This is a genomic window from Synechococcus sp. B60.1, assembly GCF_047462555.1.
In the GTDB taxonomy this organism is placed as follows: Bacteria; Cyanobacteriota; Cyanobacteriia; order Thermostichales; family Thermostichaceae; genus Thermostichus.
This window is the reverse complement of sequence record NZ_JANSJN010000021.1, coordinates 16,902-29,273: the sequence shown is the minus strand read 5'-3', so window position 1 is coordinate 29,273 and position 12,372 is coordinate 16,902. Positions and strand designations below refer to the sequence as shown.

The 12,372-nt window shown below is 61.7% G+C and carries 13 protein-coding genes; 3 read left to right on the top strand and 10 right to left on the bottom strand.

Annotation, left to right across the window (positions count from 1 at the left end):
• From NW863_RS04045 to NW863_RS04030, 4 genes are all read right to left on the bottom strand, one after another.
• Positions 1-620, bottom strand: a 620-nt coding sequence (locus tag NW863_RS04045; protein WP_414364608.1) for an HNH endonuclease, incomplete at its 3' end; no start/stop codon positions are given.
• 23 nt (positions 621-643) lie between these two features.
• The gene (locus tag NW863_RS04040; protein ID WP_414364605.1) at positions 644-1,351 is read right to left on the bottom strand and encodes a DsbA family protein; all 708 of its coding nucleotides are present in this window, start codon (positions 1,349-1,351) and stop codon (positions 644-646) included.
• Positions 1,352-1,528: 177 nt separating this feature from the next.
• The gene (locus tag NW863_RS04035) at positions 1,529-2,074 is read right to left on the bottom strand and encodes an RNA-binding protein (protein ID WP_414364604.1); all 546 of its coding nucleotides are present in this window, start codon (positions 2,072-2,074) and stop codon (positions 1,529-1,531) included.
• A 270-nt stretch (positions 2,075-2,344) separates the two neighbouring features.
• A complete protein-coding gene (locus NW863_RS04030) occupies positions 2,345-3,712 on the bottom strand; it encodes a glutamate-5-semialdehyde dehydrogenase (RefSeq protein ID WP_414364602.1) in 1,368 nt (455 codons plus the stop codon).
• A 252-nt stretch (positions 3,713-3,964) separates the two neighbouring features.
• Between NW863_RS04030 and ctpC the strand changes: the two genes are divergently transcribed.
• Both ctpC and argF read left to right on the top strand, forming a co-directional pair.
• Positions 3,965-5,260 carry a carboxyl-terminal processing protease CtpC gene (gene ctpC, locus NW863_RS04025; RefSeq protein ID WP_414364600.1) on the top strand — a complete coding sequence of 432 codons (1,296 nt, stop codon included), beginning with the start codon at positions 3,965-3,967 and terminating at the stop codon, positions 5,258-5,260.
• Between the two features lie 156 nt (positions 5,261-5,416).
• Positions 5,417-6,334 (top strand): ornithine carbamoyltransferase, encoded by a 918-nt coding sequence (gene argF / locus NW863_RS04020; RefSeq protein ID WP_414364614.1) that lies wholly within the window; start codon positions 5,417-5,419, stop codon positions 6,332-6,334.
• A 20-nt stretch (positions 6,335-6,354) separates the two neighbouring features.
• Here argF and NW863_RS04015 read toward each other — a convergent pair whose 3' ends face one another.
• Positions 6,355-6,780, bottom strand: coding sequence for an ExbD/TolR family protein (locus NW863_RS04015; RefSeq protein WP_414364599.1), 426 nt, complete (start codon positions 6,778-6,780; stop codon positions 6,355-6,357).
• Between the two features lie 3 nt (positions 6,781-6,783).
• The gene (locus tag NW863_RS04010) at positions 6,784-7,476 is read right to left on the bottom strand and encodes a MotA/TolQ/ExbB proton channel family protein (protein WP_414364612.1); all 693 of its coding nucleotides are present in this window, start codon (positions 7,474-7,476) and stop codon (positions 6,784-6,786) included.
• Positions 7,477-7,877: 401 nt separating this feature from the next.
• Here NW863_RS04010 and purH point away from each other — a divergent pair, with 401 nt between their 5' ends.
• Positions 7,878-9,491, top strand: a complete 1,614-nt coding sequence (purH, locus tag NW863_RS04005) for a bifunctional phosphoribosylaminoimidazolecarboxamide formyltransferase/IMP cyclohydrolase (protein ID WP_414364597.1) — start codon at positions 7,878-7,880, stop codon at positions 9,489-9,491.
• On the opposite strand, the gene NW863_RS04000 is transcribed toward purH, so the two are convergent.
• From NW863_RS04000 to NW863_RS03985, 4 genes are all read right to left on the bottom strand, one after another.
• A complete protein-coding gene (locus NW863_RS04000; protein ID WP_414364596.1) occupies positions 9,488-10,282 on the bottom strand; it encodes a transporter substrate-binding domain-containing protein in 795 nt (264 codons plus the stop codon). The two genes, purH and NW863_RS04000, sit on opposite strands and share 4 nt — an antisense overlap.
• Positions 10,283-10,287: 5 nt before the next feature.
• Entirely contained in the window at positions 10,288-10,644 is a 357-nt protein-coding gene (rplT, locus tag NW863_RS03995) for a 50S ribosomal protein L20 (protein WP_414364594.1), read from the bottom strand.
• A gap of 123 nt (positions 10,645-10,767) precedes the next feature.
• Entirely contained in the window at positions 10,768-10,968 is a 201-nt protein-coding gene (rpmI, locus tag NW863_RS03990; protein WP_414333811.1) for a 50S ribosomal protein L35, read from the bottom strand.
• 117 nt (positions 10,969-11,085) lie between these two features.
• Positions 11,086-12,312 carry a class I SAM-dependent methyltransferase gene (locus NW863_RS03985; protein WP_414364593.1) on the bottom strand — a complete coding sequence of 409 codons (1,227 nt, stop codon included), beginning with the start codon at positions 12,310-12,312 and terminating at the stop codon, positions 11,086-11,088.
• Positions 12,313-12,372 lie beyond the last annotated feature (60 nt).

The window sequence follows — 12,372 nt, the reverse complement described above, 5'->3', positions numbered from 1 at the left end:
GAGATCGCCGCCAGGGTGAGGCGCAGGGTTTCCGCCTGTAACTGGGCCGGGCTGGCCAGGGGATAGGCCAACTGTTGCATCACTTGGGGGCAATTCCCACCGCCAAGATCTAGGCTGGGATCCAACCAGTCCAGTTGCCTTTCGCAGGGGTTGGACGGGGTGCTGTGGATATCCTCCACCCCTGGATCGGCCCCGGTAAGGCGGAGCCAACACCGAAAGCTGGGCCAGAGTTGTGGGGGCAAAGCCCGCACCTGACCCGGCACAGCCCTGTCAAAATAGATGAGAAAGTCTGCCTTCCAGCCGTTGCAGGCCGGGCAGAGGGGCTGCAAGTTGGCAGCCGTGTTGGGCCCTCCGCGGCTGAGCGGGATAATGTGATCCTGAACAGGGGCGGATCCCACCTGTGACCATGGCCTGCCACAGCAGGGGCAACAGGGGTACCAGCGCAACAGTTGCCAGAACTCGGCAGCGGCCACCTGGCCCGTCAGGTCGTAGCTGCCCCGCTTTTCCTTGGCACGAGCGGCCTGTCGCTTCTGGCGTTGTCGTCTTGCACAGGTGGGGCAGGGATCCGGTCGAAACAGGAACTCATCCCCACACTCCGGGCAACGATAGGGACTCGACATCAGGACCTAAGACCCTGAACGGGCTAAAGAGCTTGTTTGGCCTGTTGCAGCGTCTGCTCAAACACCTCCAGCGGCTGCGCCCCCGAGAAGGCAATGCCGTTCAAGATGAAATAGGGCGTGCCGCCAATGCCCAGTTGAGAGGCCAGATCCATATCCCGCTGAATGGCTCGCTCTGCCGCCCGGCTGCGCCGATCCCGGTTGAACTTCTCCACGTTCAGGCCCAACTTCTCGGCAGTGGCCACATAAAACGCATCCCCAAGCTGGGATTGGTTGGCGAAGAGCTCGTCGTGGAACTCCCAGAACTTGCCCTGGCGGTGGGCAGCCCAAGCCGCGCGAGCCGCCGCCATCGCCTCCGGGTGGATGCTGGTCAAGGGCAGGTGCTTATACACCAAGGTCACCTCCTTCCCGTGCTCGGCCATGAACTGTTTGAGAGTGTCGTGGGCGCGAGCGCAGAAGGGACATTGGAAATCAGAAAACTCCACCAACACCAGCCGCAAAGTGTCGGATCCCAGTTGAGGAGAGTCTCCAATGACGGCACGCGGGTTCTCCCGCAACTGACGGCCAAATTCTTCCGCCAACTGCTGCTGTTGTTGCTGCTGCTCTTGGTACTGCCGCTGCTGGTACTCCTGCACAGCCTCAAGGATCACCTGGGGGTTCTTGCGAATGATCTGCAACACCTGCTCCTCCAAATCGGCTGGAGCTGCGAAGGCAACTTGGACAACACTGCTCATCCCCAGCCAAACCAGCAGCACGCCGAGGAACCCAGCCTTGGCCAAGTGCTGTCCCCACACGCAAAAAACCCTTGCCAGCCTATCCATTCCAAAACCCCCTCCAGGTATGCCCAGAGCTGTACAGCTCAACCAAGCTAACGCCAGATGGCGGCGATGTCTACCACGCTTTCGGGGGGATCAGGAGTTGGTCGCTTGGAGAAGCTGCTCCTTAATCCGCTGCAGCTGGCTGGCCCAACGGGGATCCGGCTCAGAGGCCCCTTCGGTCTCGGCAACGACATTGCCTCCGCCCCCTTTGTGGCCCCGCTGGCGTTGCTTCTTGCTGGGGGCGGACTTGTCCCCCGACTCTTTGGAGCCTTTGGAAGAACCTCGGGGCTCAGGATCCCCGGGCGCCCTGGAATCCTTGCCAGCGTCTTTGGCAGACTCCTTAGCTGGGGAGCCGGAGGCTGCTGCTTTGGCTTCGGCGTCTTCCCGTTTCTCCCGCGGCTGGGCAATCTCGATGCGCAAGTTGACATCGCCAAAGCTATGGCCGTTGAATTTCTCGATGTACTGCTGCGCCTGCTCTTCGGTGCTCACGGTTACAAACCCGAAGCCGCGACATTTGCCTGTCCGCCGATCCCGAATCACCTTGGTGGAAATGACCTCACCTGCAGAGCTAAAGAGCTTCTCCAATGCCTGACGATCCACCTCTTCCGGCAGATTTCCGACATACAGACGAACGGGCATGATGCAGCGAAGCTCCTTATCGAAATAACAGAAGGCCAAAATGCAACGGGTCAATCCAAAAGCATTGGGGCTGCCAGATTAGGAAACCCAGAACTCAGTAGTTCATTGTCCCATCCCAGCGCAGCACAAACCGCAACCTTTGCAAAGCATAAAGCTATTTTTCAATTTACCTCAGGCCCAAGCCAAAAAGCTGAGCAAAACGGCTTTGTCGATTGGCTGGCTGACCCAGGGCAGCTTTTGCAGGGAGCGGCGTTGGCCGGCGGTTCCTGCCTAGGTCCAACCAGCGCTGCTCAAGCGATCCCGATGGAGAAAGGGACGGGCCTGGGGCCCGGTATAGTCGGCTACGAGATGGCCTCGCCCCCGCAGTTGGTAGCGGTAGGTTACTAGGCCTTCCAGACCCACCGGGCCGCGCGGCGGCAGCTTTTGGGTGCTGATCCCCACCTCCGCCCCGAAGCCATAGCGAAAGCCATCGGCAAAGCGGGTGGAGGCATTGTGAAAGACCCCTGCTGCGTCCACTTCGTCGAGAAAGCGCTGGGCAGCGGCGGCGTCTTCGGTCACGATGGCCTCGGTGTGCCGGGATCCGTACCGTTGGATGTGGGCAATGGCCTCGTCGAGGGAATCCACCATTTTGATAGCTAGAATCAGGTCGGCGTACTCAGTGCTCCAGTCGGCCTCAGTGGCCGGGATCAGATCGGGTACCAGCTCGCGGCAGCGGGGATCCCCGCGCAGCTCTACCCCTTTCTCGCGCAGCGACTGCACAGCCAGGGGCAAAAATCGAGGGGCGATGGCCGCGTGCACCAGCAGGGTCTCGATGGCGTTGCAGGCGGCAGGATACTGGGTTTTGCTGTCCAGCGTCAGCCTCACCGCCATGTCCACATCGGCGGCCCGATCTACGTACAGGTGACACAGGCCATCGGCATGGCCCAGCACCGGGATGCGAGTATTTTGCATAATGTAGCGGACAAAGCTGCTGGAGCCGCGCGGGATGATGAGATCCACCAGCCCTTCCAGTTGCAGCAGGGCTTTGATCTCCTCGCGGCTGGTGAGCAATTGCAGGGATCCCTGGGGAAAGTCTGGGATCTGCTGCAGCCCCGCCTGGATGGCAGCCATCAGGGCCTGGCAGGAGAGTAGCGCCTCCGATCCGCCTTTGAGCAGGACGCTGTTGCCTGTCTTCACGGCCAGGGCAGCAATTTGCACCAAGGCATCGGGCCGCGACTCGAAGATCACCCCCAGCACTCCTAGAGGGTAGGTGCGCCGCTCCAGCACCAGCCCCTCGTCCAATTCCCGGATCAGCAAGGCCTGCCCCACCGGATCTGGCAGCCGCAGCACCTGCCGCACCCCAGCCACCATCTCGGCCAATTTCTGGGCGTCCAACTTCAAGCGGGCGTAGGCCGAGGCGGACAGCTCGCCGGCCTTGACCTGCTCCGCTGCCCGGGCCAGATCCGCTTGATTGGCTGCCAAGATAGTCTCCTGCTGCGCCAGCAAAGCGGTGGCCATGGCCTCTAGGGCGGCATTCTTTACCGCAGTGGGCAAGGTAGCCGTGCGTCGAGCGGCAGCGCGAGCCAACTGCACCTGGGCCAGCAGGGGCGAGTCAGCAGCAGCTTCCGGCAGGCTGGGAGAGTCGGTTACAAGAGACATAGACTCCAGAAGAAGACGAAAACGCTCCTGCAAATGGGATTCCGGGAGCACCTTTGCAGAGATCCCTGTGCTACGTTGGGCACAGTTGGGCTGTACCATTTGCAGCCTACCAAACTTTGGATCCCACCTGCCGTGGCAGGGGGCATTGCTCTGTCCCTGAGATAAAGTTGGGGCAGAGAAAGGCCTCTGTGCGAAACCCCTAGAGGCTGGAGATCAACCTCGACTTTTAGACCTTGTCTGCCAGGAGAGCCAATGAGAAAGCGCGGGTTTGTGGTTAGTGCAACGGCTGCGGTGGTCACAGCCGTGTCGCTTGTCGGGGTGCAGCTATCCATGCCGGGTTGGGCAGGGTTTCGCCGGGATCCCAAAGAGGTGGTGGACGAAGTTTGGCAGATTGTCAATCGGGAGTACGTCGATCCTTCCTTTAATTCCGTCGACTGGGAGGCGGTGCGCCGCGATCTGCTCAGCCGCGAGTATGCCACCCGCGAGGAGGCCTACGAGGCGATTCGAGAGGCTCTCAAGAAGCTGAACGATCCCTACACCCGCTTCTTGGATCCGGATCAGTTTGCCAGCATGCAGATCGACACCTCTGGCGAGCTGACGGGGGTGGGGATTACCCTTGGCTTGGATCAAGAGACCAACGAGCTGGTGGTGATCTCCCCCATCGAAGGGTCTCCCGCCGATCGCGCTGGGATCAAGTCCAAAGATGTGATCGTGCGCATCGACGACAAATCCACCGAAGGCATGGACACCAACACCGCCGTCAGCCTCATTCGCGGCGAGCCGGGCACGCGGGTGCGGCTGACCATCCGTCGCGAGGGGGAAGGGCTGAAGGTATTCGACTTGGTGCGGGAGAGAATTGAGCTGGCCACTGTGCGCTATGCGGTTCACCAGGAAAATGGCCTGCCCATCGGCTACATTCGCATTACCCAGTTTTCCGGCAATGCCGCCGACAAGGTGCGCCAGGCCATTCGCGAGCTGGAAAAGCAAGGCGTAGTTGCCTATGTGCTGGATCTGCGGGCCAACCCAGGGGGGCTGCTCTACTCCAGCGCCGAGATTGCCCGCATGTGGATCGACCGAGGCAGCATTGTCTCGACGGTGAACCGGCAAGGGGAGCAGGATCGCCTCACGGCCAACAACACCGCCCTTACCGACAAGCCTTTGGCCGTTTTGGTGGATGGGGGATCCGCCAGCGCCAGCGAGATCCTGTCGGGAGCCTTGCAAGATAACCGTCGCGCCGTGATCATCGGCACGCAAACCTTCGGCAAGGGCCTGGTGCAGTCGGTGCATCCCCTCTCCGATGGGTCGGGCCTGGCGGTGACCATTGCCCGCTATCGCACCCCCAAAGGCACCGATATCGATCACAAAGGCATCACCCCGGATATTGTCGTGGAACTGTCCGAAGAAGATCTCAATCGCCTCAGCCGGGATCGCGAGTTGGTGGCCACTCCCGCCGACCCGCAATATGCCGCCGCCATCCAGGCCCTCCAGGCACAGATCTCGGCCCGCCAGCAACAGGCCAAGGAGCCAATGCGTTCCTCTTCCCTCTAGCCAGTGTGGGGGCCCAGGCTGCGAGACCTTGCTGAGTAGCGACCTTGCGCTGGTGAGCAGGCAGCAGCTTCGGCAGGCAGGTTGAGGCGACGCGGGGCTGGAAGTTGTTGGCGGAGGTGGTGAAGCGCTATGGCGGGGTTGCAAGCTGTAGAATCCATCAACTTGGCTGGGCGGGATCTGCTCAAACTCAGCGACCTGAGCCCGGCGGAGCTGGCGGCCTTGCTAGCTCAAGCGGCGGAACTGAAGCGGGATCCCTATCGGGTGGATCTGCGCGGACGGGTGCTAGGGCTGTTGTTCCAGAAGGCTTCTACCCGCACCCGCGTCAGCTTTACCGCTGCCATGGCCCAGTGCGGGGGCAGCACCCTGGATCTGGTGCCGACGGCGATGCAGATGAGCCGCGGCGAGCCCTTGCCGGATACGGCCCGCGTCCTCTCCCGCTACCTGGACGCGATTGCCATTCGCACCTACGACCAGCGGGAGCTGGAAACCTTTGCCGAATATGCCGAGATCCCGGTGATCAACGCCCTCACGGATCAGTTTCACCCCTGCCAGGTTTTGGCCGATCTGCTCACCATCCAGGAGAACTTCGGCCAACTGGCAGGCCTGACCTTGGCCTATTGCGGTGATGGCAATAATGTTGCCCATTCCCTGCTGCTGGGCTGTGCCATGAGCGGGATTCACATCCGCGTCGCCACGCCCCCCGGCTACGAGCCGGATGCAGCAGTAGTAGCAGAAGCACAGGCCTTGGCCCAGGGATCCCAGGTGTGGGTCTTGCAGGATCCCCATGAGGCCGTCTCGGGAGCCCAGGTGGTCTATACCGACGTGTGGGCCAGCATGGGCCAAGAGGATCAGGCCGAGGCCCGCAAAGCCCATTTTCTGCCCTACCAGGTCAACGCCGCGCTGATGAAACTGGCGGATCCCGAGGCCATCGTGCTCCACTGCCTGCCCGCTCACCGGGAAGAGGAGATTACGGCCGAGGTTTTGGAGGGATCCCAGTCCCGTGTGTGGGATCAGGCAGAAAATCGCCTCCACGTGCAAAAGGCACTGCTGATCCAACTGCTGGGGGCAGGGTGACCCCAGAGACAGGGGAGGTGTCAACGGTTATTGGCGGGGCGGCGGGCGGCAATGGCCAGGCTGACGTTGGGCAGCCGCTGCAGGGTATCCATCACCTCTACCACTTTGCCGTGGGAGAGGGCCAAATCGGCGTTGATCACCACCAGGCGGCGCCCTTCAGCCGGCTTCTCGGCCAGGATGCGTTCCACTGCCGGGAGCAGAGCGGAGAGATCGGCAATTTTCTCCTGGTTGACGGCAATTTGGCCCTCAGCCGTGATGCTCACCGTAACGTCTGGCTGGCGGCGGGCTTCGGCTGTGGAGGCCTCTGGCAAATTGACCTCGAGAGCCTCGGAGCGGGTAAGCACCAGGCTGGCGATGACGAAAAACACCAAGATCGAGAAGATGACATCGATTAGAGGCACGATGTTGATCTCGGCGGGTCGAAAGTTTTCTTCTGGGATGCGCATAGGCTAGGAGGGATCAAGCGAGGAGTAGGGCGGAAGGGTGGAGCTGCCGCTGGGGCTGGACTTTGCGTAGGGGTACTGGGAAAGCTGTTGGGCTTGCATCTCTTGCCGCTGGCGATGCAGCAACTCCAGCTCGCCGCCGTACTCCTGAATCTTGGAGAGCTGCCGCAGGTACAGGGAGCGGAAGGCGTTGGAGATCAACAAGGTGGGAATGGCCACGATCAGCCCAAAGGCGGTCGAGTAGAGGGCCTCGGCAATCCCCTGCCCTACCCCCTGAGTATTGGTGCCGCCAATATCCCCGAGTTGGATGGAGCTGAGGATCTGGATGATGCCGGTAACCGTGCCCAGCAAGCCCAGGAAGGGGGCAACGGTGATGACGGTGTCGAAGAGGGTGTTAAAGCGTTTGAGCAGGGGCACTTCTGCCGCCAGGGCTGTCTCCAGGGCCAATTTAAAATCCTCGGGGCTGGCTTCGTTGAGCTCCAGGCCGGCCAAAAAGATGCGCGCAATAGGCAGGTCGGCATTTTGCTCCAGCAGGTACTGGGCGGCCCTGGGGTTGCGGCGGTACTGGCTCAGGGCTTGTCGCACCACCTCCTCCTGCCGATGGGTGACTTTCCACCAAAACAAGGCCCGCTCGATGCAACAGGCAACCGAGAAGACCGAGAACGTCAACAGGGGGATGGAATAGTACCAACCCTGGATCATGAGCTGCAAGACTCTATCCATGCGATCCTGATTACCCCCTTCTAGCGGCAACTCACGCTCATCTTGTCATAGCACTTTCTCAGCAGGGCTGGGATCCCTTTTGAGCGGCTGGGATTGCACCTCCTGGCATCCTGAACCATCTCTTGACGGTTTGACTGCTGGGGTGAGCCACAGCCAGGTGCGCCTCTCCCAAGTCAACCCCAGCCATTTCTCTGACTCTTGGCACTGGCAACAGCCTCCTATCTCCCTCGCCGCAGGAACGCGGAGCAGTCGGCATCCATACCTGGGCCTGCGCTGCTGATTTTCTGGTAAGGGCGCTATGCTGGGGCGTGGGATATTAACCTGTTGGGGTTTGTTAGGCAACTCTGATCTCGATCTCTTGGGATAGCTCAAAACCGATGTCTGCTCAGTCCTTCCCCCCTTTGGCTCTCCTAAGTGTCTCCGATAAAACTGGCCTGATCCCGCTGGCTCAGGCCCTCGTGCAGGAGCACGGCTTTCAACTGCTCAGCAGCGGAGGCACCGCCAAGGCGCTTTTAGAGGCCGGGATCCCGGTCACCCCTGTTTCAGACCATACCGGCGCCCCGGAAATCTTGGGGGGACGGGTGAAAACGCTGCACCCCCGCATTCACGGGGGCATTTTGGCCCGCCTGGAGCGCGGCGAAGACCGGGCGGATCTGGAGGCCCTGGGGATCCCTCCCATCCAACTGGTGGTGGTCAATTTCTATCCTTTCGAGCAGACGGTGGCTCAGCCAGGGGTGTCGCTGGAGGAGGCTTGCGAGCAGATTGACATCGGCGGGCCCACGCTGGCGCGGGCGGCAGCCAAAAATTATCCCCACGTTACCGTGCTAACGGATCCCAGCCAGTACCCTCAGTACTTGCAACTGCTCTCTAGCTCCTCCAGCGAGGCGGAGCGGCTGGCCTTTCGCTTCCAGTGCGCCCGCCGCGCCTTTGAGCAGGTGTTGGCCTACGACCGCGCCATTGTCCACTACCTGGCCCGCTCCGAGCTGTCCCACTCCTCTCCACCTCCAGCTCCTGCAGCCGCTGCCGCAGAGGTTTTTCAACTGCAAGGGATCCCTTGGCAGCGCTTGCGCTACGGAGAAAACCCTCACCAAGCCGCCACCTGGTATGTGGTGGATGCGGCTGCTCCCGGTTGGCATCGGGCCAAACAGTTGCAGGGGAAAGAGCTGAGCTACAACAACCTGCTGGATCTGGAGGCGGCTCGCGCCCTGGCAGCAGAACTCAGCCTAGGGCTTGGCAACGGCCCTAAGCCAGCGGTGGCGGTGATTGTCAAGCACAACAACCCCTGTGGGGTAGCCGTTCGCCCAACCCTGGCTGCCGCTTTTGAGGCGGCTTTGGCTGCCGATCCCGTCTCCGCCTTTGGGGGCATCGTTGCCCTCAACCAAACTTTGGACAGGGAGACTGCCCAGCGCCTGGCGGAGCCTTTTTTGGAGTGCGTGGTTGTCCCGGCCTGCCCACCTGAGGCAGCTGAGCAACTGGCAGCCAAAAAGAACTTGCGGCTTTTGGTTTTGCCGGACTTTGAGGTTGGGCCAACCCAAAACCTCCGCACACTGGCGGGGGGTTTTCTGGTGCAGGAGGCCGACTTGCCCCAGGAAGCCGACCGCCGGCAGTCCTGGCGGGTGGTGAGCGAGCGCCAGCCGACACCGGAAGAGTGGGCGGATCTGGAGTTTGCCTGGATAGTTTGCAAATACGTCAAATCCAACGCCATCGTCGTTGCCCGGCAGGGGCAGACTCTCGGCATTGGGGCAGGCCAGATGAACCGGGTGGGTGCCGTCGAGATTGCCCTTCGCCAGGCCGGCTCGCAGGCGGCAGGAGCGGTTTTGGCCAGCGACGGCTTTTTCCCCTTTGCCGACAGTGTGGAGGCGGCAGCCCGTGCTGGGATCCGCGCCATCATCCAGCCGGGAGGCAGTCTCCGCGATGCCGATTCTATTGCTGCTGCCAATGCTGCCGGCATCGCCATGGTCTGCACTGGCATCCGTCACTTTTTGCACTAGGGCAGACCCCAAGCTCTGGCCCGCTCCGCCAGCCAGCCCTCGGCGCGCAGGTTCTCCAGCTCGCGGCGCACCCGCAGCCGCAATTCAGCATGCTCCAGCCCCTTGGGCAGGGCAATGCCCAGCCCCACTGTCGCCAACGGGGATCCCAGAAACTGAAACTGGGGGTGCTCCGCCAGCCACCCCGCCAGCACCGAGCGATCCGCTGCCCAGACCTGTACCGCTCCTTTTAGGAGCAACTCCGCCCCTTCCCGGTAGGAATCCACCGCCACCAACTCAACCCCTGGGAGGTAGCGCTGGAGGTAAGCAATAGCAGCCGATCCGCGCAGGACGGCAATCCGCCCGCCGCCCACATCCGACCAGCTCGTCCAGTTTTGGGAACGGGCCACAACCAAGCTGGAGCCATCCAGGTAGTAGGCCGAGGTGAACTCCACCTGGCGCGCCCGATCCGGTGTGATGCCGATCTGAGCGATGGCCAGATCCACTTCCCCTGCAGTCAGCACCTGTAGCCGCTCCACATTGGCCACTGGCACCAGCTCCACCGCCGCCGGGGATCCCAGCAGCCGGGATCCCAGCTCGCGGGCTAGGTCAATCTCAAACCCCTGCAGCTTGCCTTCGGCATCGCGAAACCCCAACGGCTTCAGGTTGTCTTTGACTGCAACTCGCAACTGACCCGAACGAACAATCTCTGACCAGGGACGGGCAGCGGCAGGGATCCCTAGGCAAACTAAGGCCAGGCTGGCCGCCCAGCAAGACCTCTGGATCGCCGAGGCCAACGGAGGCCGAGATCCCATCCCCTTCAGGCGGTGCGGGACTGGCGGGCCGCAGCCACCACTTGGGTGAAGGCTTCGGGATCCAGGAAAGCCAAGCGGGCCAACATTTTGCGATTGAGCTGGATATTGGCTTTTTTGAGGCCGTCGATGAACTCGCTGTAGCGCAGGCCCTGGGCGCGGGTGGCGGCATTGATGCGGGCAATCCAGAGGCGGCGAAAATCTCGCTTCTTGCGGCGGCGATCCCGGTAGGCACTGCGCAGGGCCTTCATCACCTGCTGGTTGGCGGTGCGGAACAGCTTAGAGCTGGCTCCGCGAAAGCCTTTGGCCAGCTTGAGGATCTTCTTGCGACGCTTGCGGGCAACATTGCCCCGTTTGACTCTCATGGCGGTAACTCAATACAGACAGATGGATACAAGGGCGAACAAGCCTTGAGACTTTTGGCCTGTCGTGGCGATCGGCTCACCCTAGGCTGAGGGAGTGGAGGAAGCGGCGCAACGGGATCCCACCTAGTGGGTGTTGGGCAGCATCAGGCGCACGTTGGCCAGATCCCGTTCATCCACCAGGGCCACGCCGGCCAATTTGCGTTTGCGGTTGGTGGTTTTGTGCTCAAGCAAGTGGTTGTGCCCGGCCCGGCGACGCATGAACTTGCCGCTGCCGGTGAGGCGAAAGCGCTTGGCGGCTGCCTTGCGAGTTTTGATTTTGGGCATGGCAATAACCCCAGAAATGGCCAGGGGAAAGGTCACAGTCTCCTAGCATAAGCTAGGGAAGACCAAGAAAGCAAATGCCGCAATGGCCTCTTCCTGTCTCAAAGCCGCCAAGAGCCCTCAAAAACTGTTCTCTTGCGGCTCCAAAAGCAACACTTGCCAGCGCAGCAACTGCTGCAACTGCGGCCAGCTCAGGGGAGAGTCTAGGCTTTCTTGAAGGGCTTGGACGGTGCGGATCCCGTCCACCTGCTGCAGGAAGGCGAAGGCTTCCTCGCTGAGGGAGATGGCCTCATAGGCGTAGTTGAAGAGGCTCCGCCCCGGCCACAGGCCCAGGCAGGGGCTGAGGTGGGCAACTGCCGCGGCCACATCCTCTGGATGGGTCCATTCCCAGCGGCGAATAGGGGGCTTGCCGAGAAAGAGCTCGTAGTGGGCCACCACCGGATCCAACAGCTCGATTAGGCGGTAGCGCTCCGGCTCCGGCAGTTGGGCTGCCTGGGCCAGTAGGGTTTCATCTTTGCCCAACACCCGCTCCAGCCGCCAGAACTCTGGGTTGGAAAAGCGCAAAAACTGCAGCCCTGAAGCCTGAATTAGCTCAAACAGCGTCTCGATGGTGTAGTCCACTTCCTGCGGGTGCAGGTACATATCGGCAAAGCATTCGTCGTCCACGTTTTCGATGGCCCAGCGGGCGCGTTCCTGCTGCTGGATGCGGTTGCTGTCTGGCAAAATCTGGAAAAGGCGGCGGCCCACCTGGAGCCCTTGCTGTAGGTGTTCTGCGGAAGCTAGCGGCTGATGCTCTGAGCCAGTGACCAAGAGGCGGATGGCCTTCTGCATCAGGCGGATCTCGTGGCGGCCCAGCTCGCCGTACACAAATAGGTGCAGGATCCCGCCGGGAGCCAGCTTGTTTGCCAGAGCCTGCAGCCCCGCCACCGGATCCGGGAGGTGGTGGAGCATGCCTACGCAGTTGATGAAGTCGAACTGCCCCGGCAGTTGGTCAATGTCGTAAACGTTGAGTTGGCGAAAGTGCACCGGTGGTGCCTGGGAAGCCCGGCAGCGGGCCTCGGCAATCTCCAGGGCGCGGCTGCTCAGGTCAAAAGCCCAGATTTCGGCGTTGGGGTTTTGGTGGGCGATATACTCCGTCCCCACCCCAGAGCCGCAGCCGGCGTCCAGGATGCGCACTGGACGGCGGCCTGGATGAGCACCTGTGCAAAAGGCATAGGCCTGGGGCCAGCTCCAGCGCCAGTTCCACCCCGGCGGGGGAACGGTGCCGATGGGCTGTGGCGGGAAGGGGTAGAGGTCGTAGAGCTGCCGCACTTGTTTGAGAATCTGTTCGGCGCTGCGGGACTGCATAGGCTCTCCGGCCAGACTATCCAGACTATAGTGACGATATCTCCCCTGAGGACATTTCTC